Origin of the sequence: Pseudomonas sp. FP1154 (assembly GCF_030687245.1) — a bacterium.
GTDB lineage: Bacteria > Pseudomonadota > Gammaproteobacteria > Pseudomonadales > Pseudomonadaceae > Aquipseudomonas > Aquipseudomonas rhizophila.
The window spans coordinates 5,114,842-5,140,346 of record NZ_CP117465.1; the positions used below are offsets into that span (position 1 = coordinate 5,114,842).

Genomic DNA, 25,505 nt, shown 5'->3' on the forward strand with positions numbered 1-25,505 from the left:
TCAGTTTCCCGCGGCGCGACAGATCGCACCGAACTCATCTGCATTCAGGGACGCTCCACCAATGAGCCCCCCATCGATATCCGGCATGCCGAACAGTTCGACCGCATTGGCCGCCTTCACGCTGCCGCCGTATAGAAGCCGCACACCTCGTGCCACTTCAGAATTCTCTGCCGCCAACTGCGCGCGGATGGCGGCGTGCACATCCTGCGCCTGTTGCGGCGAAGCAGTCAGCCCGGTGCCAATGGCCCAGACCGGCTCGTAAGCAATGACCGCCTTTGCAAAAGCACCGACACCCAGCTCCTCGATGATGCTGCCCAGCTGACGCTCGACAACTTCAAGGGTCTTGCCGGCTTCACGCTGCACAAGGGTTTCCCCTATGCACAACACCGGAGTCAGACCGCAGGCCTGGGCCGCAGCAAACTTGCGGATCAAGGTCTTGTCCTGCTCGCCCATGATCATGCGGCGCTCGGAATGCCCGACCAAAACCAGGGAACAACCTGCATCCACCAGCTGACTCGGCGCAATTTCACCGGTCAACGCGCCCTGCATGGATTCCACCGCGGAATTCTGCGCACCAACCGCAATCGACTTGCCTTTCAAACCATCAACCACTTGATTGATATACAGGCAAGGCGGGAATACCGCGACGTCAACACCGCTTGACAAGGCCAGATGACGAAGGCCTTTGATCAGCTCAGCGACGCTGGCGCGGGTACCGTGCATCTTCCAGTTACCAGCTACCATAGGGCGACGCATGCTGTACCTCGTCGGTCAAAGTGGGCGCAGATGTTACCCAACCGATTGATGACTGGCAAGCCGAATTCAGGCAGAAACTTCACTAACAAGCTTCGCCAGCTCTTCAGCATAACCGCGGACCTGTGCTTCATCCTCGCCTTCGACCATGACCCGCACCAACGGCTCGGTACCAGACTTGCGCAATAGCACTCGCCCCCGCCCAGCCATAGCCTGCGTTACGCGCTCGCTGGCTTGCTTGACCGTCGCATGCTCAAGAGGGTTCGCACCACCGCCGAAACGCACATTAATCAGCACCTGCGGGCATTTGCGCAACGCCTGACGCGACTGCGCAAGCCCTTCATTGCGCGCCTTGAGTGCCATCAGCACTTGCAAGGCAGCAATAATCGCATCGCCAGTGGTGGTGTGGTCAAAACAAACGATATGCCCGGAGTTCTCGCCCCCGATCACCCAATTGCGCTCCAGCAGCTCCGAGATCACATAGCGATCACCGACATTGGCCCGCACGAAGGGAATATCCAGGTCCGCCAGGGCCAACTCGAGCCCGAGATTGCTCATCAACGTCCCCACCACACCGCCCTGCAGCTTGCCGCGCCCGTGCAGATCGCGAGCAATGATGAACAGCAGCTCATCACCATCGACGACAGTGCCGGTGTGATCGACCATCAGAACCCGGTCACCGTCACCATCAAAGGCAATCCCGAGATCAGCCTGCTCGGCCAGCACGGCCGCTTGCAGCGCCTCGGTATGAGTGGAGCCGCAGTTGTGGTTGATGTTCAGCCCGTTAGGCTGGGCGGAGAGCACGACAACCTCTGCTCCCAATTCGCGAAATACGCTTGGCGCGACTTTATAGGTCGCACCATGAGCACAATCGACGACGATTTTCAGACCCGAAAAGCTCGTACCGGTGGGCACGCTGCCTTTGCAAAACTCGATATAACGACCTGACGCATCGTTGATCCGCGACACTTTACCGATCTTGCTCGACTCAACCACAGTCATCGGCGCGTCCAGCAGCTCTTCGATCATCAGCTCGATATCATCCGGCAGCTTGGTACCCTGGCCGGAGAAGAACTTGATGCCGTTGTCATCATGCGGGTTGTGCGAAGCACTGATTACGATGCCTGCCTGGGCCTGGAACGTACGCGTCAGGTAGGCAATGGCCGGCGTCGGCATCGGACCGAGCAGCATCACATCGGCGCCCGCCGAAGTCAGGCCGGCCTCGAGCGCCGATTCGAACATGTAGCCGGAAATTCGCGTGTCCTTGCCAACCAGCACTTTGCAGGCGCCCATCTTGCGGAATGCCATACCGGCAGCCCAGCCGAGCTTGAGCATGAAATCAGGGGTAATGGGGTATTCGCCGACCCGACCACGAATACCGTCGGTGCCAAAGTATTTCTTGCTCATAAGTGCTCCGTCATTCTTATTCGGCTGAATCCACTGCTGCGATCATCCGCACAACATCCATCGTTTCGACCACATCATGCACCCGCAATATGCGTGCGCCTTTTGTAATAGCCAGGGCCGCCAGCGCAAGACCGCCGTACAGGCGCTCCCCCACGGGATGACCCAGGGCATTGCCTATCATGCTCTTTCGCGAAACCCCGACCAACAGGGGCCGCCCCAAGGTATGCAAGGCTTCCATATGTTTGAACAGGCTCAGATTGTGAGCCAGCGTCTTGGCAAAGCCGAACCCGGGATCAAGAATGATCCGCTGCGCAGGAATACCTGCGGCGGCACATTGATCCAGGCGCTCCACCAAAAACTCTCCGACTTCCCTGGTCACATCATGATAGTGCGGGTCGTCCTGCATCGTTCCGGGCTCGCCCAGCATATGCATCAGACACACCGGCAACCCCGTAGCCGCTGCGGCATCCAGGGCACCATCGCGCCGCAAGGAGCGAACGTCGTTGATCAACCCCGCTCCAAGCCGTGCAGTCTCACGCATGACCGCGGGCGTGGATGTATCCACCGAGATGATGACATCAAGTTCGCGATGAATGCGCTCGACAATCGGCGCCACCCGCTCCAGCTCTTCGGTGGGCGAGACTGCCCGCGCGCCTGGCCGGGTCGACTCACCGCCGACATCGATCAACGTCGCGCCGGCGGCGACCATAGCCTCGGCATGCCGCAACGCAGCATCAAGCTGACTGAATCGACCACCATCGGAAAAGGAATCGGGAGTGACATTGAGAATGCCCATGACATGGACATGGGACAAATCAAGAACCCGGTTACCGCAAGGCAACCGGGTTGAGGACTGAACAGAAGTCATTTCAAGCCTTAAACGTCAGCAGCCGGACCGCCAATCGGTGTCTCCGGACGCTCGCCCTGTACCGCCGGAGGCGTACCGGACGTACCAGTTCCGCCGCCCGACCAGTCACGAGGCTCGCGAGGCTCGCGACCTGCCATGATGTCGTCGATCTGCTCGGCATCAATGGTTTCATACTTCATCAGGGCATCAGCCATGGCGTCGAGCTTGTCACGGTTATCCGTGAGGATCTGCTTGGCGGTGCCATAGCACTGGTCGATGATGCTGCGTACTTCAGAGTCGATCAGCTTTGCCGTCTCGCCAGAGAAGCTTGCGTGCTGGCCACCGCCACCACGACCGAGGAACACTTCACCCTCTTCTTCGGCGTACATCAGTGGGCCCAGTTTTTCGGACAGGCCCCACTTGGTGACCATGTTCCGGGCGATCTGGCTGGCACGCATGATGTCGTTGGACGCGCCGGTGGTTACACCGTCAAAGCCCAGTGTCATTTCTTCGGCAATACGGCCGCCGTAGAGCGAACAGATCTGGCTGATCAGCGCACGCTTGGACAGGCTGTAACGATCTTCTTCCGGCAGGAACATGGTCACACCCAAGGCACGACCGCGCGGGATGATCGAGACCTTGTAGACCGGGTCATGCTCGGGCACCACACGACCAACGATCGCGTGGCCCGCCTCGTGATACGCCGTGTTCTGCTTTTCTTTCTCGGACATGACCATGGATTTGCGCTCCGCGCCCATCATGATCTTGTCTTTGGCCAGTTCGAACTCTTTCATCTCAACGACACGCTTGCCGGTACGAGCAGCGAACAGCGACGCCTCGTTGACCAGGTTCGCAAGGTCGGCACCGGAAAAACCCGGTGTACCACGAGCGATCACTGCCGGAGCGACGTCGTCACCCATCGGCACCTTGCGCATATGAACCTTGAGGATCTGTTCGCGACCACGAATGTCCGGCAGCCCCACCACGACCTGGCGGTCGAAACGGCCTGGACGCAATAGCGCAGGATCGAGCACGTCCGGACGGTTGGTGGCGGCAATCACGATAATGCCGTCATTCATTTCGAAACCGTCCATCTCGACCAGCAACTGGTTGAGGGTCTGCTCGCGCTCGTCGTGACCACCACCCATGCCGGCGCCACGATGGCGACCGACAGCGTCGATTTCGTCGATGAAGATGATGCAAGGCGCGTGTTTCTTGGCCTGTTCGAACATGTCACGCACACGACTGGCGCCCACACCGACGAACATTTCCACGAAGTCGGAACCGGAAATCGTGAAGAACGGCACTTTGGCTTCGCCGGCAATCGCTTTGGCCAGCAAGGTTTTACCGGTACCCGGAGGACCAACCATCAGCACGCCGCGTGGGATACGGCCGCCCAGACGCTGGAACTTGCCCGGATCACGCAGGAATTCAACCAGCTCGCCGACCTCTTCCTTGGCCTCATCGCACCCGGCGACGTCGGCCAGGGTGGTCTTCACCTGGTCTTCAGAGAGCAGTCGGGCCTTGCTTTTGCCGAAACTCATCGGCCCGCCCTTGCCACCGGCACCGCCCTGCATCTGGCGCATGAAGAACATGAACACCGCGATGATCACCAGGATCGGGAAGCTGGCCACCAGAAGCTGGGTCCAGATGCTCTGCTGCTCAGGCTGCTTGCCTTCGACCACGACATGATTGTCCACCAGGTCACCGATCAGGCCGTTGTCCTGAATCGCCGGACGAATGGTCTTGAAGCTGTCACCATCGGTGCGCTTGCCGGTAATCACATAACCATCGACGGCAACGCGCTCGACCTTGCCATCCTTGACTTGCTGGATGAAGTCGGAATAGTTGAGGGTCTGCGGCTCGTTAGGGCTGGAGAAGTTGTTCATCACGGTCACAAGGACAGCGGCGATGATCAACCACAGGATCAGATTCTTTGCCATATCGTTCAATTAACTACCCTCTGAAGCAAGCTCCGCTACTGGCGCGCGCTTCGCATGATATTCACCGGCCTAACTTACTACATTACCTACGACTCTGGCAGGCGCCGTCTGTAACCCTTTGTGAAACTCTGACCGCGTAATTTTCGTAACACGGCTCTTGCAAGGCGAGACAAAAAAAACTATCGGCCTTTATCAAAGACGCTCATCACTGGCTGCGCCTTCAATTCCCCGGAAGCCCCGCGCCAGCAGATACTGCTCACGAGAGCGATCGCGCGACGACAATGGCTTGCGCATCTGCACTTTGTCGAACAGCTTGCGCATCCCCTTGTGGTACTCATCAAAACCTTCACCCTGGAAGACCTTGATCAAAAAATCACCACCTGGGCGCAACACCCGCCCGGCAAGATCCAGGGCCAGCTCGCTGAGGAACATTGCTCGAGGCATGTCGACAGCCGCCAATCCACTCATATTGGGGGCCATATCGGAAATCACAAGGTCAACCTGCGTATTTCCGACAGCCTCGAGAATCTGCGCCAGCACGGCGTCTTCGGTGAAATCGCCCTGGATGAAGGTCACGTCGGGGATGCTGTCCATTTCCAGGATGTCGGAAGCAATCAATCGCCCCTGACCGCCGATCAGACGACTGGTCACCTGAGACCACCCCCCCGGCGCGGCGCCAAGGTCGATCACGGTCATGCCAGGGCGGATCAGACGATCCTTTTCCTGGATTTCGAGCAATTTATAGCTGGCACGAGAACGATAGCCGTCTTTTTGCGCCATTTTGACGTACGGATCGTTGAAATGCTCTCTGAGCCAGTTCTGGCTAGTCTTGGAACGGGCCACGGGCCACCTCTAAAAAATAAAACGGGTCGTGATTAACTGGGCGGTCCCGGACTCGCTCGGGTAAACTGGCCGCCGCTTTTTACAAGATCAGACGCAGGGGTCAGATTATGCCGCTCACTCAAGAGCAGAAGAAACAATACAAATCCATTGGCCACCATCTGAAACCGGTTTTGACTGTGGCTGACAACGGTTTGACTGAAGGTGTTCTAGCTGAGCTGGAACGCGCCTTGGGCGATCATGAGCTTATCAAGATCAAGCTCAATATTCTCGATCGCGAAGCCCGCCTGGCTGCCGTTGCCGAACTGTGCAAGACCGGCAAGGCAGACCTGGTGCAGGTCATCGGCAAGATGGCACTGATTTATCGCAAGAATTTCAGCGTCAACAAGCAACTGTCGAACGTTCACCGCTTCAAGTAATGCCAAAGGGTCAAGGGTGTGCTTCGCGCACCCTGCTGCTCCATCCGGGTACCGGTTGCAACACCAGCACCAACCCGGAAAAACCCAGCACCAGGTAGCTGAATACCTGCCACAGACTCGCATCCGGCCAGCCGAGACGTACAGCAAGAAACATCCCGCACGCATACAACGACATGAGCAGCAACTGCCCACGAATGTCGCGCCATAGACTGTCAAGGCCCTCGGCCTGAACCAGCACCAAAGCCTGAAACACTACGCATGCCGAGGAAAAACCCACCAGAAGCGACGTCAGCATAGCTGCGATTTCATCGATGAGCAGCGGTGCCAGGCCGATTCGACCCAGCACCGGCAGCAAACCGACGTGCAACAACCAGACGCCGCCCACCCACAACATCTGGGTGAGCTGCCAGATCATGGCGCCGGCTCGCAGCGGACGCCTTCGCTCAGATGTGACGGACTTCGACAATCTCATACTCAATGACACCACCCGGCGTCTTCACAACCACTACATCGCCCTCTTCCTTGGCAATCAAGGCACGAGCAATGGGGGAGCCGACGGAAATCTTGCCAAGCTTGATGTCCGCCTCGTCCTCACCAACGATCTGGTAAGTGACGCTTTCATCAGTCTCAACGTTGGCGATTTCCACTGTGGTGCCGAAAATGACCTTGCCAGTGTGCGGGATCGTCGTGACATCGATGATCACGGCATTCTGCATGCGACCTTCGATATCACGGACTCGCGCCTCGACCATACCCTGCTCCTCGCGGGCAGCGTGGTATTCGGCGTTTTCCTTGAGATCGCCCAGCTCACGCGCTTCGCCAATCGCCTGGCTCAAGCGCGGACGCTCGACCTTGGTCAGGAAAGCGTGTTCTTCTTCCAGGGCCTTCGCGCCCTGAACCGTCATCGGGTACTTGGTTATGCTCATGCCTTCAATCCTGCATGTAGATCCTGCAAGCGACGCACGGTCTTCTCGGGACCGAACTTGAGCGCTTCGCAGATAGCTTCGCCCGCAGCAATGGTCGTGGTGCAGTAGATCTTGTGCTGCAGCGCGTTGCGACGAATGGAATACGAATCGGCGATCGACTGGCGACCTTCGGTGGTGTTGATGATCAGCGTGACTTCGTCATTCTTGATCATGTCGACCACGTGCGGACGCCCCTCGGTCACCTTGTTCACGCGGCGCACCTTCAAGCCAGCCGCCTCGATCAGCTTGGCGGTACCGGCAGTGGCGACCACTTCGAAGCCCAAGTTGATCAGATCACGGGCCACGCCTGCAACCAGCGGCTTGTCGTCATCACGCACGCTGATGAACGCCGTGCCGCCAGTTGGCAGAACTTCGCTGGCGCCCATCTGAGCCTTGGCAAAAGCTTCGCCGAAGGTATCGCCCACGCCCATGACTTCGCCGGTGGACTTCATTTCAGGGCCAAGGATCGGGTCCACGCCAGGGAACTTGGCAAACGGGAACACCGCTTCTTTGACGCTGTAGAAGTTCGGAATGATTTCCTTGGTGAAGTTCAGCTCTTTCAGGGTCTTACCGGCCATGACCCGTGCAGCGATCATCGCCAGGGACACACCGATGCACTTGGAGACGAACGGTACGGTACGGGACGCGCGCGGGTTGACTTCGATGACGTAGATGTCCTCGCCCTGCAGGGCCAGTTGCACGTTCATCAGGCCGACCACGCCCAGCTCCAGGGCCATTTTCTTGACCTGCTCGCGCATTTCGTCCTGGATGTGGGCCGGCAACGAATAAGGCGGCAGCGAACAAGCGGAGTCACCGGAGTGAACACCGGCCTGCTCGATGTGCTGCATGATCGCGCCGATCACCACGTCCTTGCCGTCACAGACCGCATCCACGTCCATTTCGATGGCGCAGTTGAGGAAGTGGTCCAGCAGCACCGGGCTGTCGTTGGACACCTGAACCGCTTCGCGCAGGTAGCGCTTGAGTTCGTCTTCCTGGTAAACGATTTCCATCGCCCGACCGCCCAGTACATAGGACGGCCGCACCACCAGCGGGTAACCGATCTTGGCGGCGGCGCGAATCGCTTCGTCTTCGCTGCGCACGGTAGCGTTAGGTGGCTGACGCAGGTTCAGACGCTCAACCATCTGTTGGAAGCGCTCACGGTCTTCTGCACGGTCGATGGCATCCGGACTGGTCCCGATGATCGGCACACCGGCCGCTTCAAGGGCACGTGCCAGTTTCAGAGGGGTCTGGCCACCGTACTGGACGATCACGCCTTTTGGCTTCTCGACACGGACGATTTCCAGCACGTCTTCCAGGGTCACTGGTTCGAAATACAGGCGATCGGAGGTGTCGTAGTCGGTGGACACGGTTTCCGGGTTGCAGTTGACCATGATGGTCTCGTACCCGTCGTCGCGCAGAGCCAGTGCCGCGTGCACGCAGCAGTAGTCGAACTCGATGCCTTGGCCGATCCGGTTAGGACCGCCACCCAGGATCATGATCTTGTCACGCGTCGACGGCGCGGCTTCACACTCTTCCTCGTACGTGGAGTACAGGTAAGCAGTGTCGGTGGCGAATTCGGCGGCGCAAGTGTCCACGCGCTTGTAGACCGGGAACACTTCAAGCTTGTGACGATGACTGCGCAGGCTCTTCTCGGTCACACCCAGCAGTTTTGCCAGGCGCATGTCGGAGAAGCCCTTGCGCTTGAGGCGGAACATCGTGTCGTGGTCAATGCTGGACATGCCCAGGGTCTTGACCTTCTCTTCTTCCTTGATCAGATCTTCGATCTGCACCAGGAACCAAGGGTCGATCATGTTCATGCCGAAGATCTGCTCGACGGTCATGCCGGCACGGAAGGCGTCCGCCACGTACCAGATCCGCTCGGCGCCCGGCACGGTCAGCTCACGCTTGAGCTCGCTCATGGCGTCCGGGTGGCTCAGGTCCAGCTTCGGATCGAGGCCGCAAACACCCACTTCCAGGCCGCGAAGGGCTTTCTGCAGGGATTCCTGGAAGGTCCGGCCGATGGCCATGACTTCACCGACCGATTTCATCTGAGTGGTCAGGCGGGCGTCGGCCTTGGCGAATTTCTCGAAGGCGAAACGTGGCAGCTTGGTGACGACGTAGTCGATGGACGGCTCGAAAGACGCCGGGGTCTTGCCACCGGTGATGTCGTTCGACAGTTCGTCCAGGGTGTAACCCACAGCCAGTTTGGCCGCGACCTTGGCGATCGGGAAGCCGGTGGCTTTCGAGGCCAGGGCCGAGGAACGGGATACCCGCGGGTTCATCTCGATGACCACCATGCGACCGGTGTTCGGGCAGATGCCGAACTGGACGTTGGAGCCGCCGGTTTCCACGCCGATCTCGCGCAGTACCGCCAGGGAGGCGTTCCGCAGGATCTGGTATTCCTTGTCAGTCAGCGTCTGGGCGGGTGCGACGGTGATGGAGTCACCGGTGTGCACGCCCATCGGGTCGAAGTTTTCGATGGAGCAGACGATGATGCAGTTGTCCTTTTTGTCGCGGACAACTTCCATTTCATATTCTTTCCAGCCAATCAGGGATTCGTCGATCAGCAGCTCTTTGGTCGGCGACAGATCCAGACCACGGGCACAGATTTCTTCGAATTCTTCACGGTTGTAAGCGATGCCACCACCGGTGCCGCCCATGGTGAAGGACGGACGGATGATGCACGGGAAGCCGAGGCGTTCCAGGACGGCGTTGGCTTCTTCCATGCTGTGGGCGATGCCCGAGCGTGGGCAGTCCAGGCCGATGGATTTCATCGCCTTGTCGAAGCGCGAACGGTCTTCGGCCTTGTCGATGGTGTCGGCGTTGGCGCCGATCATTTCCACACCGAACTTCTCCAGGACGCCTTCACGCTCCAGGTCCAGGGCGCAGTTCAATGCAGTCTGGCCACCCATGGTCGGCAGCAGTGCGTCCGGGCGCTCCTTCTCGATGATCTTGGCAACGGTCTGCCACTTGATCGGCTCGATGTAGGTGGCGTCGGCCATGGCCGGGTCGGTCATGATGGTGGCCGGGTTGGAGTTCACCAGGATGACGCGATAGCCCTCTTCGCGCAGGGCTTTACAGGCCTGGGCGCCGGAGTAGTCGAATTCGCAGGCCTGGCCGATCACGATCGGGCCAGCGCCGAGAATCAGGATGCTTTTTATGTCTGTACGTTTTGGCATGGGTTTGTCACTCAAATCCGCAGGTCAGTCGGCTAGGCCGTCGAACAATCTTTGCAGCGCCCAAGGGGACCACCGGTTTCGGGGCCGCCCTCAGGCTTCACGCGGTCAGCGTCGCTTGGCCATCTCGGTGATGAAGCGATCGAACAGCGGCGCTACATCGTTCGGGCCAGGGCTCGCTTCAGGGTGGCCCTGGAAGCTGAATGCGCTCTTGTCGGTACGCTCGATGCCTTGCAGCGTGCCGTCGAACAGCGACTTGTGGATCGCCCGCACGTTTGCCGGCAGGGTCGCCTCATCCACCGCAAAGCCGTGGTTCTGACTGGTGATCATCACCACGCCAGTATCCAGGTCCTGGACCGGGTGGTTGGCGCCGTGGTGGCCGTGCCCCATTTTCAAGGTCTTGGCGCCCGAAGCGAGGGCCAGCAACTGATGACCGAGGCAGATGCCGAACACCGGGATCTCGGTTTCCAGCACGTCCTTGATCGCCTGGATCGCGTAGTCGCAAGGCTCGGGGTCACCCGGGCCGTTGGACAGGAACACGCCGTCAGGATTGAGGGCCAGGACATCTGCCGCCGGAGTTTGCGCCGGCACCACGGTCACGCGGCAACCACGCTCCACGAGCATGCGCAGGATGTTCAGCTTGACGCCGTAGTCGTACGCAACCACATGGTACGGCAGCTCGGAAGCCTCGATCGTCGCGTGGCTGTCGGTTTTCAAGTCCCAGACCGTGGAGCGCCACTCATACTGCTTCTTGGTGCTGACGACTTTCGCCAGATCCATGCCTTTAAGGCCAGGGAAGCCCTGGGCAGCGGCGATGGCGGCTTCTTCGGTGATGTTGTCACCAGCCATGATGCAGCCGTTCTGCGCTCCCTTCTCGCGAAGGATGCGGGTCAGGCGACGGGTGTCGATACCGGCGATTGCCACAACGTTGTTGGCTTTGAGGTAGTCGGACAGGGACATGGTGTTACGCCAGTTGCTCGCTACCAGCGGCAGATCACGGATGACCAGGCCGGCGGACCAGACACGATCGGACTCGGCATCTTGCGGCGTGGTGCCGGTGTTGCCGATGTGCGGGTAAGTCAAAGTAACGATTTGCTGGGCGTAGGAAGGATCGGTAAGAATTTCCTGATAGCCGGTCATTGCGGTGTTAAACACCACCTCACCAACGGTCTGGCCGTCGGCTCCAATGGCTTCGCCGCGAAAAATGCTGCCATCAGCAAGGGCGAGTATGGCTGGCTTAGTCAAGAAGACCTCCCGTAAATAAAGCCTGAAAGGGCGATCGCAGGTTGTAAAAAAGCGGAGTGACGTATGGACACGTCACCCCGCTTGTTCACTGAATTATTCTGCGCGCTTTTAGTGGACACACTAAAGCTGTAGCTTACAGAAAAAGGCTTTTTTGGTCCACCGCTAATGAGCCTTAAAGGCAGGGGAATGCGACAGGTCGTCGCGAGGCGGTGTAAAACGGGGCTCAGTATAACCTGAACCCCGCTTTCTGGCGCTGCGTCTGGCAAAAGGTTTGCCAGACAGCACACCGGAACATCAACGCAGGTCGAGAACATCCTGCATGTCGTACAGACCAGCCGGGCGGCCATCCAGCCACAACGCGGCACGCACCGCACCCTTGGCGAAGGTCATGCGGCTTGACGCCTTGTGAGTGATCTCCAGACGCTCGCCCTCTGTGGCGAACAGCACGGTGTGATCCCCCACCACATCCCCACCACGAACCGTGGCGAAACCGATGGTGTCGCGCTCACGGGCACCGGTATGCCCTTCGCGCCCGTAGACGGCCACCTTCTGCAGATCGCGACCCAAGGTATCGGCAATCACTTCGCCCATGCGCAGGGCCGTGCCCGAAGGCGCGTCGATCTTGTGTCGGTGGTGAGCCTCGATGATTTCGATATCCGCATCGTCACCCAGAACCCGAGCCGTCATCTCCAGCAGCTTCAACGACAGATTCACACCCACGCTGAAGTTCGCCGCAAAAACGATCGGAATATCGTTGCCAGCCTCGGCCAGTAACTGCTTTTGCGCAGCATCCAGCCCGGTCGTGCCAATGACCATGGCCTTGCCATGCTTGCGGCAAATGGCCAGATTTTTCAGCATCACTTGCGGCAGGGTGAAATCGATCAGGACATCGAACTCATCCAAGACCTTTTCCAGGCCACCGGACATCGGCACCCCGATACGCCCCAGGGAGGCCAGCTCGCCCGCATCAGCACCGACCAGCGTACTGTCGGGCCGGACGATAGCGGCTGTCAGGCCCGAGAGCGGCGAGCGTTGCTGCACCGCCTCGACCAACGCCTTGCCCATGCGCCCGGCAGCGCCCATCACAGCTATACGTCGCATGCGAGCTCCTTACAGATCGCCGAAGAAGCGCTTCACGCCTTCGAACCAACCGGTGGTTTTCGGGGAGTGGCTGTTATCGTCCGCCAGCGAGCTGCGGAACTCTTCCAGCAATTCGCGCTGACGCCGACTCAGATTGACCGGAGTCTCCACCGCAACACGGCACATCAGGTCACCCGCACCGCCGCCACGTACCGGCGCAACACCCTTGCCGCGAATCCGGAATTGCTTGCCGGTTTGCGTGCCCTCGGGGATTTTCAGCTTCACGCGACCATCGAGGGTCGGGATCTCAAGCTCACCGCCCAAGGCCGCATCGACGAAACTGATCGGCACTTCGCAGAACAGATGCTTGCCGTCGCGCTGGAAGATCGCGTGCTCACGCACGTTGATGACCACGTACAGGTCGCCAGTCGGACCGCCCTGGGCACCCGCCTCGCCTTCGCCAGACAAACGGATGCGGTCACCGGTATCGACACCGGCCGGCACTTTCACCGACAGCGTCTTGTACTCTTCGACGCGCCCTTCGCCGTGGCAGGAATCGCACGGATCGGAAATGATCTTGCCCTGGCCATGGCAACGCGGACAGGTCTGCTGCACAGAGAAGAAACCCTGTTGCATGCGCACCTGACCGATGCCGCCGCAAGTCGGACAGGTGACGGGCGAGGAGCCCTTCTTGGCGCCCGACCCGTCACACGGCTTGCAATTGACCAGCGTGGGAACGCGGATGTTGACGGTGGTACCGCGCACCGCCTCTTCCAGGTTCAACTCCAGCGTGTAGCGCAAATCGCTGCCACGCTGGGCGCCACCACGAGCACCACCGCGACCACCACCGAAGAAGTCGCTGAACACATCGCCGAAAATATCGGAAAAGTTCTGCCCGCCAAAACCGGCACCGCCGCCGCCCATGCTCGGGTCGACACCGGCATGACCGTACTGGTCGTAAGCCGCACGCTTGCTGGAATCGGACAGTACTTCGTAAGCCTCGTTGGCTTCCTTGAACAACTCTTCCGACGCTTTGTCGTCGGGATTACGGTCCGGGTGGTGCTTCATTGCCAGACGACGGTAGGCCTTTTTCAGGTCCGCGTCGCTTGAACCACGCTCAACACCCAATACTTCGTAATAGTCACGCTTTGCCATTAGTCTTTGCACTCTTATAGGACGTCCGGCAAACCTCTCCTGAACCTTGCCAAACTCGTTGAGCCCCAATACAGGCCCGGACCCAACTCACGTCAATTCAACGATCCTGGTCTTGGGCCCTGTACGAAAAGTGGCTGAGCGACGATTCGTACAAACCCACATCTTTCAGCCAGGGAACCGGCCAAAACGCGGCGTCTCTCGCTCGGAAAGCAGGAGCATTCCCGATCACGCCGCCAGCATCCGAACGCTGTCGCATGCTGTAAAAATTCACTGACTCCAGACACGCCAACGCGGGAGCAAGCTCCCGCGCGGCGACATCCTACCAGTCACCGCACAAATGCAGTCAACCGGCCGACCAACAAGCGATTACTTGTGGTCTTTCACTTCTTCGAACTCGGCATCAACGACATCATCGGCTTTTTCGGCCGACTCGCCTTGCTGCGCTGCGCCTTCAGCCGGCTGAGCCTGCTCGGCGTACATCTTCTGAGCCACTGGAGCGGAGACCTTGGACAGTTCTTCGATCTTCGCCTCGATGGCCGCCTTGTCGTCACCTTTGACAGCCGCTTCAAGAGCAACCACAGCTGCCTCGATGGCGGTTTTCTCTTCAGCGGTCACTTTATCGCCAGCATCAGCGACCATCTTGCGAGTCGAGTGCACCAGGGCATCACCCTGGTTGCGGGCACTGGCCAGCTCTTCGAACTTGCGGTCTTCTTCGGCGTTGACTTCAGCATCGCGAACCATCTGCTGAATTTCTTCCTCGGACAGACCGGAGTTGGCCTTGATCACGATCGACTGGGTCTTGCCGGTGGCCTTGTCTTTCGCACCAACGTGCAGGATGCCGTTGGCGTCGATGTCGAAGGTCACTTCGATTTGTGGCACGCCACGTGGAGCTGGCGGAATCTCGGCCAGGTCGAACTTGCCCAGGGACTTGTTCTGCGCGGCTTGCTTGCGCTCACCCTGCAGCACGTGAATGGTCACGGCGTTCTGGTTGTCATCGGCGGTCGAGAACACTTGGGATTTCTTGGTAGGAATCGTAGTGTTTTTCTCGATCAGCGCAGTCATCACGCCACCCATGGTTTCGATACCCAGGGTCAGCGGGCTGACGTCGAGCAGCAGAACGTCTTTCACGTCACCGGCCAGAACAGCACCCTGGATGGCGGCACCCATGGCAACGGCTTCGTCCGGGTTCACGTCTTTACGCGCTTCTTTACCGAAGAAATCGGTTACCAGCTTCTGAACCAGCGGCATACGGGTCTGGCCGCCGACCAGGATCACGTCGTTGATCGAGCCAACGTCGATACCGGCGTCCTTCATTGCAATGCGGCAAGGTTCGATGGTGCGCTGAACCAGGTCTTCCACCAGCGCTTCGAGCTTGGCGCGGGAGATTTTCACGTTCAGGTGCTTCGGCCCCGTGGCGTCTGCAGTGATGTACGGCAGGTTCACGTCGGTCGACTGGCTCGAGGACAGCTCGATCTTGGCTTTTTCGGCAGCTTCTTTCAGACGCTGCATGGCCAGCGGGTCACCCTTGAGGTTCATGCCGCTTTCTTTCTTGAATTCGTCGACGAGGTAGTCGATCAGACGAATGTCGAAGTCCTCACCACCGAGGAAGGTGTCACCGTTGGTGGCCAGTACTTCGAACTGGTGCTCACCATCGACTTCAGCGATCTCGATCACGGAGACGTCGAAGGTACCGCCACCCAGGTCATAAACGATCACGGTGTGATCGCCCTTGGCCTTGTCCATACCGTAAGCCAGAGCGGCCGCGGTTGGTTCGTTGATGATGCGCTTGACGTCCAGGCCCGCGATGCGGCCGGCGTCTTTGGTCGCCTGACGCTGGCTGTCGTTGAAGTAGGCCGGAACAGTGATGACCGCTTCGGTCACCGCTTCGCCGAGGTAGTCTTCGGCGGTTTTCTTCATTTTCTTCAGGATTTCCGCCGAGATCTGTGGCGGCGCCATTTTCTGGCCGTTCACTTCAACCCAGGCGTCGCCGTTGTCAGCCTTGGCGATTTTGTAAGGCACCATCTTGATGTCTTTCTGAACGACTTCTTCGTCGAACTTGCGACCGATCAGACGCTTCACCGCGTAGAGGGTGTTATGCGGATTGGTCACTGCCTGACGCTTGGCCGACTGGCCAACCAGAATTTCGCCATCGTTGGCGTACGCGATGATCGACGGCGTAGTACGCGCGCCCTCAGCGTTTTCAATTACTTTGGCCTTGCCGTTTTCCAGCACGGAGACGCACGAGTTGGTGGTCCCCAGGTCGATACCGATAATCTTGCCCATGTTAACTCTCCCGGAACTTGGATTTTGTTGCCGCAGCAGTGGTGGCTAACTGCGGTAGCACTTAAACGCTTGACTTCTAAATGGGGCCGCTGCGCTAAATTTCAAGCCTGCTCATCAATAGAAGGCGAAACCGGCGCCGGCGTCTTGCTGACCACAACCATGGCCGGGCGCAGCAAGCGACCGTTGAGCAGGTAGCCCTTCTGGAAAACCTTCAATACGCTGTTGGGCTCGACGTCCGCACTTTCCTGCATCGCCATGGCCTGATGGTGCTCGGCATTGAAGGGCTCGCCATGCGGATCAATGGCTTCAAGCTGATAGCGCTTGAGCGTGTCCTGGAACATCTTCAGGGTCAGCTCGATGCCTTCACGCATCGGACGAATGTTTTCGTCGTCCGGATTGGACAGCTCCAGGCCGCGCTCCAGACTGTCGATGATCGGCAACAGGTCGCCTGCGAACCGCTCCAGGGCGAATTTATGAGCTTTTTCAACATCTTGCTCGGCGCGACGGCGGACATTCTGCAGGTCGGCGGCTACACGCAGCGCCTGATCCTGCGCACCGGCCAGTTGCTCTTCGAGCACTTGTACACGTGCCGCCAGGTCGTCACCCGAATCCTGGGGAGCCTGATTGGCGTCTAGATTTTGCGTGTCCTGCGTCTGTTCGTCAGCCATAGATTTCTCCTTTCAACTTCGTCCGCGAGCTCAACTCGCGCTTCTGCCCCGGTATATGGGGCCGTGTTTTCCAGCTTCAAGGGCGGTCCGACGAATTAACCTTACAAAAAACCCCTGCATATTCATTCCTCCCGGCGCTAAGAAAGTCTTCCACCCAAGCAAATCGAGCTAAGCGAAGGCATTGTCAGGCCGAAACAAAACACTGTATAAATAACCAGACCTAAGCCTGGGAGCGGCCTTTATGCTGGTGCACCTGTCCGTACACAACTACGCCATCGTCGAACACCTCGACCTCGAGCTCGATCGGGGCATGAGCGTGATCACCGGTGAAACCGGTGCCGGCAAATCGATCATGCTCGACGCCCTGGGCCTGACGCTGGGCGATCGCGCCGACAGCGGCGTGGTACGCCCCGGTGCGGACAAGGCCGACATCCTGGCCACCTTCGACCTGATCGACATCCCCGAGGCCAGCGCCTGGCTGGCGGAACGTGACCTGGATACCGACGGCCTGTGCATATTGCGCCGGGTCATCACCGCCGAAGGCCGCTCCCGGGGTTACATCAACGGTACGCCCTGCCCCCTCGGCGACCTCAAGGCCCTGGGCGAGCTGCTGATCGACATTCACAGCCAGCATGAACACCAGTCCCTGCTCAAGACCGAGACCCATCGCCGCCTGCTCGACGAATACGCCGGCGCCACCGACCTGGCCCGCCAGGTTCAACTGGCCGCCCAGCGGTGGCGCCAGACCCGCCAGGAACTGGATCGCCTCTCCAACTCCGGCGACGAACAACGTGCCCGCCACCAGTTGCTGAGTTATCAGCTCGAAGAGCTGGAGAACCTGGCCCTGGGTGAAAACGAGCTGGCGGAACTGGAACAGGAACACAAGAACCTCACCAATGCCGAAACGCTGCTGGGCATTTGCCGGCAAGTGGTCGAGCAATGCAGTGAAAGCGACTCGGGGAACGTGCTCAATGCGCTGACCGCCAGCCTGAACCGGCTGTCCAGCGTCAACAATTCGGTAGGTGCCCTGAGCGAAGCGACCAATCTGCTCACGAGCGCACAGATCCAGGTCGAGGAGGCCGTCGGGGAGCTGAACCGGTTTCTGGATCATTTCGACGCCGACCCGGCGCGCCTGCAATATCTGGAAGAACGCCTGGACACTATCTATACGCTGGCGCGCAAGCACCGCGTTCAGCCAACCGATGTCGCCGAACTGCAGCAACGCCTGCTTGAAGAGCTGGAAACCCTGAACGCCAACGACGAATCCATTGAGCGCCTGGGAGACGAACTGGCGTCCTATGCCCGTCATTATCAGGAAAAAGCCAGGGAGCTCAGTGAGCTGCGTCAGCAGGCCGCGACCGGGCTGGCCAGTGCCGTTGAGCAGGAAATCCAGCGCCTGGGCATGCCCGGCGGGCGCTTCACCATCGAGCTGCACCCCAACGCGGGGGACGAGCTTCAACCCAACGGGCTGGAGCAGGTGGAGTTGCTGGTCAGCGCCAACCCTGGCCAACCGCTCAAGGCCCTGGCCAAAGTCGCCTCCGGCGGCGAGTTGTCACGCATCAGCCTGGCCATCCAGGTCATCACCGCACAGACCTCGCGTGTGCCGACGCTGGTATTCGACGAAGTGGACGTGGGTATTGGCGGCCCTACGGCGGAAATTGTCGGCCAGTTGCTGCGTCGACTCGGGGAGCGCGGCCAGGTGCTGACAGTGACTCACCTGCCCCAGGTCGCAGCCCAAGGACACCAGCATTTATTTGTGCACAAGGTGCGTGACGAGGACGCCACTCGCACCGCCGTGTCCAAGCTGAACAAGAACGAGCGCGTGGAAGAAGTGGCACGGATGCTGGGCGGCATCGACCTCACCAAGGAGTCCCTGGCTCACGCGAAAAAAATGGTCGTCGCGGCAAAAATCTGAACAGCCCAAACGCAAAAAGGCGACCCTGGGGTCGCCTTTTTGCGTTTCAACAGCTTTAAACCGGCTTTCTCTTGCGCACATGCAAGACGAGATGGTGATCGATCAACTCGAAGCCATGCTCTTCAGCAATTTCCTTTTGGCGCTTTTCGATTGCCGGACAAGTGAATTCGACGACCTCACGGGTTTCCACGTCCACCATGTGGTCGTGATGTTCCCCATCGGCCAATTCAAAGACCGCATGACCGCCATCGAAATTGTGACGAGCCACAAGCCCCGCCGCCTCGAACTGAGTCAGGACACGGTAAACCGTGGCCAGACCGACGTCCTCGCCAGCTTCCATAAGCGCCTTGTAGACATCCTCGGCACTCATGTGGCGTTGCTCGGCGGAATCGAGCATCTGCAGAATTTTGACCCGTGGCAGGGTCACTTTGAGGCCGGCTTTGCGTAGTTCGCTATTTTCAACCATGGTCAGCTTTCTCGCGATGCTGCTTCGCAGCTTCTCTTAATGCGGGTATGATCGGCGTTTACGTTGTCCCAGCCAAGATAGTGGAAGTCGCCCACCGATGCAAAACACCAAGCTCTTGCTAACCAGTTTCACCTTTGTGGGACTGCTCGCACTCGCCGGTTGTTCATTCCCCGGGGTTTACAAAATCGACATCCAGCAGGGCAATGTCGTCACGCAGGACATGATAGACCAGTTACGCCCGGGAATGACCCGTCGGCAAGTACGGTTTATCATGGGTAACCCTCTGCTGACCGACACGTTCCATGCCGATCGCTGGGATTATTTGTACAGCCTGCAACCAGGTGGTGGTGAACGCCAACAGGAACGCATCAGCGTTATCTTCAACGCCAATGACCAACTTGTCAGCCTGTCTGGCGATTTCATGCCCGGCGTGAGCCGCGACGAGGCCATTATGGGCCAGGACAGCGGCACTACGGTGACCGACCCAACCCAGAATGCCGAGCAGCCGAAACCGGAAAAACCGGTCAAGCCAGGCTCGTTGCTCGATCAGATCCAGAAGGACGTGGACAACGTCGAGACCGTACCGGTCCCGACGCCAGAACCACTGGATACTTCGCCGCAATAAATTGCTCAATAAAAAACCCGGCTTACCGGGTTTTTTATTGCCTGCAATTCAGAGCTGACTATTGATCAGCTTGGCGCGCCTGGGCGGCCTTGGCGGCGCGCAGCCGCCGAATCTCTTTTGGATCTGCCAATAACGGTCGATAAATTTCAAGTCGATCAGCCGCCCGCACCACCTGGCGATCCGGATCGGCAACCACCTTGCCAAAAATCCCCACCGGGCAAGTGGCCAGATCCAGTTGCGGAAACTCAGCAGCAATGCCGGACGCCTCTAACGCCGCCCGAACACTGGTGCCTTCCGGCACGGAAAATACGCGCAAGACCTGACGATCGACGCCGGCATACACCACTTCCAGCTCAATCACCGGGCAAGCTCGGCGTTTTGCTTGGCGCGCTGGCAGAACGCGTCGACCAGAGTATTGGCCGCCTGATTGAACAACGGCCCCAGCGTGGCTCGCACCAACGGACCTGCATAGTCGAACGACAGATCCAGGCTGATCTTGCAGGCCTTCTCTCCTAGCGCCTTGAACACCCAGACGCCGTGGAGCTGATTGAAAGGCCCCTCTTCCAGGTTCATTTCAATGGACTGTCCAGGCACCAGGGTGTTGCGCGTGACAAAGTGCTGGCTCAATCCGCCCTTGGCGACATTGAGCCTGGCGCGCATATGGGCTTCAGAGCTTTCGAGCACTTCGGCGGACGAGCACCAAGGCAAAAATTGCGGGTAACTTGCCACATCGTTGACCAGGTCGTACAACGCCTGCGCCGGATAGGGCAGCAAGGCCGAGCGTTGAATATGTGTCGTCATGTAAGCGTCACTTCCACAGCTGGGCGGCAAACACTACAAGAATGCCAATGGGCGCTACATAGCGCATCAAGAACAGGCTCAAGGTAAACAGTACAGGGCTGCGCAACGACAATTCGTCACGCACCGCCTCACGCCCCATGACCCATCCTGCAAACACCACGAAACACAAACCACCCAGCGGCAGCATGATCCGTGAGGTGAAGAAATCAATCACGCCGAAGAAATCCAGCCCTCCGGTTGCTCCCCACTGGTAGAGATGGAACATCCCGCCTTCGTTCACGAAAAACTTCGCTTGCTTCCATATATTGAAGGAAAACACCGTCCCCAGGCCAACGAACCAACAGGTAAAGGCCAGCCAGAACGTCACCCAGGCGCGACTGAGCCGGGTTCGCTCCACCAGATAAGCGACCATGGGTTCCAGCAGGGAAATGGCCGAACTCCAGGCAGCAATGGCCACCAGGAGAAAAAATACCACCCCCATGAATTGACCAAATGCCATGTTGCCGAAGGCGAATGGCAGGCTGACGAACATCAGCCCCGGCCCTTCGCTGGGGTTCAGGCCGGCGGCGAAGACAATCGGAAACAACGCCAGCCCGGCCAGCAACGATACAAAGGTATCCAGCAGCGCGACACCTACAACGGTCTTGGTCAGCGAGGCGCTCTTGGGCATGTAGGCGCCATAGATCATGATCGAGCCCACCCCCACGCTCAGGGAGAAAAACGCATGCCCCATGGCCGGCAGCAGGCCATCCATGACTTTCTCCGGCTGGAAATCGAACATGAAGTGAACGCCTTCCATGAAGTGCCCGGTGGTCATGCTGTAGCCCAGCAATACCAGGATCATCACGAACAGCAGCGGCATCATGATTCGCAGGCTGCGCTCAAGCCCCGCAACCACCCCGCGGGCAATCACTACCGCAGAAAGCAGCATGAAAATCGTATGCCAAAGTGTCAGCCGCCAGGGATCGGAGATCACATCACCAAAGTAGGCGCCGACCTGATCGGGTGTCACCCCCTGAAAGTCCCCGCGCCCCATATCGATGATGTAGTCCAGCGACCAGCCGCCGACCACACTGTAGAAAGACAGGATCAGCAGCGCCGTGATCATTCCGGCAAACGCGCCCCACGACCACTTGGCCGAGTGCCCGGCCTCCACTGCCAGCACCTTCAGGGCATTGGCCGGGCTTTGTCGGGCGCGACGACCGATGAGGGTTTCGGCCAGCATCACCGGCGCGCCGATGAGCGCGATGCACGCCAGAAACATCAATACAAAGGCACCGCCACCATAGACGCCGACCATGTAGGGAAATTTCCAGATACTGCCCAACCCCACGGCCGAACCGGTTGCGGCAAATATGAAGACCCAGCGGCTAGCCCAACTGCCGTGGACAGAAACCTTGTCTGTCGACATCGTGATCACGCCCAAGCGTTCGAAAAAGAGGCCGCATTGTCCGGGATTCATTCAACCTGCTCAAGCACGTAGCTTCACCGTAGCCGACACGCCCGCAACTGCCTATAATGCCGCCCCTATGGCTAAACAGAAGAAACACCCCACAGGGACCATCGCGCAAAATAAAAAAGCGCGACACGACTACTTCATCGAACAACGTTTCGAGGCTGGCATGGTCCTGGCCGGCTGGGAAGTAAAGAGCTTACGTGCAGGCAAGGCGCAACTGGTCGACAGTTATGTGCTGCTCAAGGACGGCGAGGCCTGGCTGCTGGGCAGCCATATCACGCCCCTGACCACCGCCAGCACCCACGTGATCGCCGATCCGACACGCTCGCGCAAGCTGCTGCTCAACAAGCGCGAGCTGGAAAAGCTCTTCGCGTCCGTGCAGCAAAAAGGCTACGCCTGCGTCTGCACGTCGTTGTACTGGAGCAAGCATTTGATCAAATGCGAAATTGCGCTGGGCAAAGGCAAGAAGGAATACGACAAGCGTGATACCGAGCGCGAGCGCGACGCCGGTCGCGAGCTGCAACGCGCGGTACGCAACAAGGGCAAGGAAGACTGATTCTTTCGCCTGGGTTATGCGTTCGCTGAAGATCCAATGTGGGAGCGAGCCTGCTCGCGATGACGGAGGCACATGCAACCTTGATGTGTCAGACAGACCGCTTTCGCGAGCAGGCTCGCTCCCACAAGGGTCCAATCACTATAGAACCCACCGACTACATCCCCTTGCGCCGCTCCGCCCGCGCCACCCGCTGCACTTCCTGACGCACCTCCTCCAACACTTCCTGCACATACAGAATATGCCGGCTGGAGACTTCCCGCGCCTGCTCGGCGTGCCCGCCCATAATGGCCTGGTACAACTCCCGATGCTGGCTGATGAGCATGTCTCGGGTTTCGCTGCGCTGTTTGTACATGCCGCCAATGTTGGTGACGACGTTGCGCCTGAGCAGATCGAACAGACCCCGAATCGTATGCAGCAACACTGCATTGTGACTGGCTTCGGCGATGGCCAGGTGAAACCGCGCATCCGCCGCGCCCTCCTCAGCCCGACTCACATTTTCATGGCGTGAATAGCAATCCTGAAGCTCCTCGAACGCCGCCGTCAGCCGCTCGCGGTCCACGTCCGTGGCCCGCTGTGCCGCGTAGTAAGCGCAGGAAGCTTCCAGCGTATGGCGAAACTCCAGCAAATCACGTTGCGCTTCAGGATTGCTTTCCAACAACTGCAACAGGGGATCACTGAAGGTTGAGCCCAGCGACTCCACCACATAGTTGCCGCCGCCCTGGCGGCTGACCAGCAAACCCTTGGCCGCCAGTTTCTGAATCGCTTCGCGCAACGAAGGGCGTGACACGCCGAACTGCTCGGCCAAGGCACGCTCGGCAGGCAGGCGTTCGCCGGATTTCAGCGTGCCTTCAAGGATCATTCCTTCAAGCCGCTCGACAATATCGTCAGACAAACGGCGCTGACGAATCTGATCAAACCCCATAACTCGACTCTCCACGATCCCGACGGCTCGCCGGGCTCTCTATTCTCGCCTATCCGCGCCCCGCCGACACCCTCCAGAAGCCACTTCGACCCACAGATCAGATGCCATCGGCCGCACTCATTCGACGAAAGTTTCAGAGCGGCAAATTGACATGCGACAACCAAGGCTTTTACCCTAGCCGACAGCGCTTGTAAATTGGTCTTACCAATTATCCAAAATCGCTGACCAGTGCCTGACCAACAACAATTAGGGGCCCACCCACTATGCAAACCTGGCAACAGCTCTACAGCCCGCTCGGCAGCCTCGGCTTGTCCGCACTTGCGGCCGTCATCCCCATCGTATTTTTCTTCCTGGCCCTTGCGGTGTTTCGCCTCAAGGGACATGTGGCCGGCAGCATCACCCTGGCCTTGGCGATTGCCGTGGCGATCTTCGCGTTTCAAATGCCGGCGGACATGGCGTTCGCTGCTGCCGGTTATGGTTTTGCCTATGGCCTGTGGCCTATCGCCTGGATCATCGTCGCGGCGGTGTTTCTGTACAAACTGACCGTCAAGAGCGGCCAGTTCGAAGTGATCCGCAGCTCGGTGCTGTCGATCACCGATGACCAGCGCCTGCAGGTGCTGTTGATCGGCTTTTGCTTCGGGGCATTTCTGGAAGGTGCCGCCGGCTTCGGCGCGCCGGTAGCGATTACCGCGGCGCTGCTGGTCGGCCTGGGCTTCAATCCCCTGTACGCCGCCGGCCTTTGCTTGATCGCCAACACCGCCCCCGTGGCCTTCGGCGCCCTGGGCATTCCGATTATCGTGGCCGGCCAGGTCACCGGGATCGACGCGTTCAAGATCGGCGCCATGACGGGCCGTCAATTGCCATTGCTGTCGCTGTTTGTACCGTTCTGGCTGGTGTTCATGATGGATGGCCTGCGCGGCGTTCGGGAAACCTGGCCGGCGGCGCTGGTGGCAGGCTTGAGCTTCGCCATCACCCAATACTTCACTTCCAACTTCATCGGCCCGGAACTGCCGGACATCACGTCGGCCCTTGCCAGCCTGGTTTCCCTGACCCTGTTCCTGAAAATCTGGCAGCCAAAACGCACCGCAGGCGCCCAGATTGCCGGCGCCACCTCCAGCGCAGCCATTACCGCCAGCGTCGGCGGTTTCGGCCAGCCACGCAGCACCGTGGCGTCCCCTTACAGCCTGGGAGAAATCCTCAAGGCCTGGTCACCGTTCCTGATCCTCACCGTGCTGGTGACGATCTGGACGCTCAAACCGTTCAAGGCGATGTTCGCCCCGGGCGGATCGATGTACGGCTGGGTGTTCAATTTCGCCATCCCGCACCTGGATCAGATGGTGATCAAGGTCGCGCCGATCGTGACCAATCCAACAGCCATCCCGGCGATCTTCAAACTTGATCCGATTTCCGCCACCGGCACGGCGATTTTCTTTTCCGCATTGATCTCGATGCTGGTGCTGAAGATCAACCTCAGAACTGGTCTTACCACTTTAAAAGAAACCTTCTACGAGCTGCGTTGGCCTATCCTGTCCATTGGCATGGTGTTGGCGTTCGCCTTCGTCACCAACTTCTCGGGCATGTCGTCCACCATGGCCCTGGTATTGGCCGGCACGGGCGCGGCGTTCCCATTCTTCTCGCCCTTCCTGGGGTGGCTAGGGGTGTTCCTGACCGGTTCCGATACCTCGTCCAACGCGCTGTTCGGCTCACTGCAAGCCACCACCGCGCACCAGATCGGCGTCAACGACACATTACTGGTGGCAGCCAATACCAGTGGCGGCGTGACCGGCAAGATGATTTCGCCACAGTCCATTGCCGTGGCCTGCGCTGCGACCGGCCTGGTGGGCAAGGAATCGGATCTGTTCCGTTTCACCCTGAAACACAGCCTATTCTTTGCAACGATCGTGGGCTTGATCACCTTGGCCCAGGCCTACTGGTTCACCGGCATGCTGGTGCACTAAGCACGACAGCTAACACCGAAAAGAA

23 protein-coding genes are annotated in these 25,505 nt (G+C 59.1%); 5 read left to right on the top strand and 18 right to left on the bottom strand.

Translation table 11 applies throughout. The features are described from left to right. The 5 genes from tpiA to rlmE all read right to left on the bottom strand — a co-directional run bounded on the left by tpiA (position 1) and on the right by rlmE (position 5,793). A complete protein-coding gene (gene tpiA, locus PSH91_RS22890; RefSeq protein ID WP_107321863.1) occupies positions 1-756 on the bottom strand; it encodes a triose-phosphate isomerase in 756 nt (251 codons plus the stop codon). A gap of 66 nt (positions 757-822) precedes the next feature. Beyond that, positions 823-2,160: a phosphoglucosamine mutase gene (gene glmM, locus PSH91_RS22895; protein WP_139049106.1), complete on the bottom strand. Its 1,338-nt coding sequence runs from the start codon at positions 2,158-2,160 to the stop codon at positions 823-825. Positions 2,161-2,176: 16 nt separating this feature from the next. Then, positions 2,177-3,028 (bottom strand): dihydropteroate synthase, encoded by an 852-nt coding sequence (gene folP / locus PSH91_RS22900; RefSeq protein ID WP_305466825.1) that lies wholly within the window; start codon positions 3,026-3,028, stop codon positions 2,177-2,179. A gap of 8 nt (positions 3,029-3,036) precedes the next feature. Continuing rightward, positions 3,037-4,950, bottom strand: coding sequence for an ATP-dependent zinc metalloprotease FtsH (gene ftsH / locus PSH91_RS22905; protein ID WP_047229059.1), 1,914 nt, complete (start codon positions 4,948-4,950; stop codon positions 3,037-3,039). Positions 4,951-5,142: 192 nt separating this feature from the next. Next, positions 5,143-5,793, bottom strand: a complete 651-nt coding sequence (gene rlmE, locus PSH91_RS22910; RefSeq protein WP_047229060.1) for a 23S rRNA (uridine(2552)-2'-O)-methyltransferase RlmE — start codon at positions 5,791-5,793, stop codon at positions 5,143-5,145. 107 nt (positions 5,794-5,900) lie between these two features. Here rlmE and PSH91_RS22915 point away from each other — a divergent pair, with 107 nt between their 5' ends. Beyond that, positions 5,901-6,209, top strand: coding sequence for a YhbY family RNA-binding protein (locus tag PSH91_RS22915; protein ID WP_003177852.1), 309 nt, complete (start codon positions 5,901-5,903; stop codon positions 6,207-6,209). 10 nt (positions 6,210-6,219) lie between these two features. Here the strand turns inward: PSH91_RS22915 and PSH91_RS22920 are convergent, their stop codons facing one another. The 8 genes from PSH91_RS22920 to grpE all read right to left on the bottom strand — a co-directional run bounded on the left by PSH91_RS22920 (position 6,220) and on the right by grpE (position 16,781). Then, the gene (locus PSH91_RS22920; protein ID WP_047229061.1) at positions 6,220-6,624 is read right to left on the bottom strand and encodes a hypothetical protein; all 405 of its coding nucleotides are present in this window, start codon (positions 6,622-6,624) and stop codon (positions 6,220-6,222) included. Positions 6,625-6,652: 28 nt separating this feature from the next. Continuing rightward, positions 6,653-7,129, bottom strand: a complete 477-nt coding sequence (gene greA / locus PSH91_RS22925) for a transcription elongation factor GreA (protein ID WP_027911987.1) — start codon at positions 7,127-7,129, stop codon at positions 6,653-6,655. Between the two features lie 2 nt (positions 7,130-7,131). Then, complete coding sequence (gene carB, locus PSH91_RS22930) at positions 7,132-10,353, bottom strand: carbamoyl-phosphate synthase large subunit (protein ID WP_047229062.1); 3,222 nt, start codon at positions 10,351-10,353, stop codon at positions 7,132-7,134. 105 nt (positions 10,354-10,458) lie between these two features. Further along, positions 10,459-11,595, bottom strand: a complete 1,137-nt coding sequence (carA, locus tag PSH91_RS22935) for a glutamine-hydrolyzing carbamoyl-phosphate synthase small subunit (RefSeq protein ID WP_047229063.1) — start codon at positions 11,593-11,595, stop codon at positions 10,459-10,461. A 294-nt stretch (positions 11,596-11,889) separates the two neighbouring features. Then, positions 11,890-12,696 (bottom strand): 4-hydroxy-tetrahydrodipicolinate reductase, encoded by an 807-nt coding sequence (gene dapB / locus PSH91_RS22940; protein WP_107321860.1) that lies wholly within the window; start codon positions 12,694-12,696, stop codon positions 11,890-11,892. Between the two features lie 9 nt (positions 12,697-12,705). Further along, complete coding sequence (dnaJ, locus tag PSH91_RS22945; protein ID WP_047229065.1) at positions 12,706-13,830, bottom strand: molecular chaperone DnaJ; 1,125 nt, start codon at positions 13,828-13,830, stop codon at positions 12,706-12,708. Between the two features lie 366 nt (positions 13,831-14,196). Beyond that, complete coding sequence (gene dnaK / locus PSH91_RS22950; protein ID WP_047229066.1) at positions 14,197-16,113, bottom strand: molecular chaperone DnaK; 1,917 nt, start codon at positions 16,111-16,113, stop codon at positions 14,197-14,199. 101 nt (positions 16,114-16,214) lie between these two features. Then, positions 16,215-16,781: a nucleotide exchange factor GrpE gene (grpE, locus tag PSH91_RS22955; RefSeq protein WP_076383527.1), complete on the bottom strand. Its 567-nt coding sequence runs from the start codon at positions 16,779-16,781 to the stop codon at positions 16,215-16,217. A gap of 241 nt (positions 16,782-17,022) precedes the next feature. On the opposite strand from grpE, the gene recN reads away from it, so the two are divergent. Beyond that, positions 17,023-18,696, top strand: a complete 1,674-nt coding sequence (gene recN / locus PSH91_RS22960) for a DNA repair protein RecN (RefSeq protein ID WP_047229068.1) — start codon at positions 17,023-17,025, stop codon at positions 18,694-18,696. Positions 18,697-18,751: 55 nt separating this feature from the next. Here recN and fur read toward each other — a convergent pair whose 3' ends face one another. Then, a complete protein-coding gene (gene fur / locus PSH91_RS22965; RefSeq protein ID WP_076383526.1) occupies positions 18,752-19,162 on the bottom strand; it encodes a ferric iron uptake transcriptional regulator in 411 nt (136 codons plus the stop codon). A gap of 97 nt (positions 19,163-19,259) precedes the next feature. Between fur and PSH91_RS22970 the strand changes: the two genes are divergently transcribed. Then, entirely contained in the window at positions 19,260-19,787 is a 528-nt protein-coding gene (locus PSH91_RS22970) for an outer membrane protein assembly factor BamE (RefSeq protein WP_047229070.1), read from the top strand. Positions 19,788-19,845: 58 nt separating this feature from the next. Here PSH91_RS22970 and PSH91_RS22975 read toward each other — a convergent pair whose 3' ends face one another. Genes PSH91_RS22975 through PSH91_RS22985 form a run of 3 tightly spaced genes read right to left on the bottom strand, consistent with a single transcriptional unit; the run spans position 19,846 to position 21,999 of the window. Next, entirely contained in the window at positions 19,846-20,148 is a 303-nt protein-coding gene (locus tag PSH91_RS22975) for an RnfH family protein (RefSeq protein WP_107321859.1), read from the bottom strand. Then, positions 20,145-20,588 carry a type II toxin-antitoxin system RatA family toxin gene (locus PSH91_RS22980; protein WP_047229072.1) on the bottom strand — a complete coding sequence of 148 codons (444 nt, stop codon included), beginning with the start codon at positions 20,586-20,588 and terminating at the stop codon, positions 20,145-20,147. The genes PSH91_RS22975 and PSH91_RS22980 overlap by 4 nt, the downstream gene beginning before the upstream one ends. Positions 20,589-20,595: 7 nt before the next feature. Beyond that, positions 20,596-21,999, bottom strand: coding sequence for a sodium-dependent transporter (locus PSH91_RS22985; protein WP_047229088.1), 1,404 nt, complete (start codon positions 21,997-21,999; stop codon positions 20,596-20,598). A gap of 118 nt (positions 22,000-22,117) precedes the next feature. Here PSH91_RS22985 and smpB point away from each other — a divergent pair, with 118 nt between their 5' ends. Next, positions 22,118-22,600: an SsrA-binding protein SmpB gene (gene smpB, locus PSH91_RS22990; protein ID WP_047229073.1), complete on the top strand. Its 483-nt coding sequence runs from the start codon at positions 22,118-22,120 to the stop codon at positions 22,598-22,600. A 154-nt stretch (positions 22,601-22,754) separates the two neighbouring features. Here the strand turns inward: smpB and PSH91_RS22995 are convergent, their stop codons facing one another. Further along, complete coding sequence (locus tag PSH91_RS22995; protein ID WP_047229074.1) at positions 22,755-23,522, bottom strand: FCD domain-containing protein; 768 nt, start codon at positions 23,520-23,522, stop codon at positions 22,755-22,757. Positions 23,523-23,785: 263 nt separating this feature from the next. Between PSH91_RS22995 and PSH91_RS23000 the strand changes: the two genes are divergently transcribed. Beyond that, positions 23,786-25,480, top strand: coding sequence for a lactate permease LctP family transporter (locus PSH91_RS23000; RefSeq protein WP_076383524.1), 1,695 nt, complete (start codon positions 23,786-23,788; stop codon positions 25,478-25,480). Positions 25,481-25,505 lie beyond the last annotated feature (25 nt).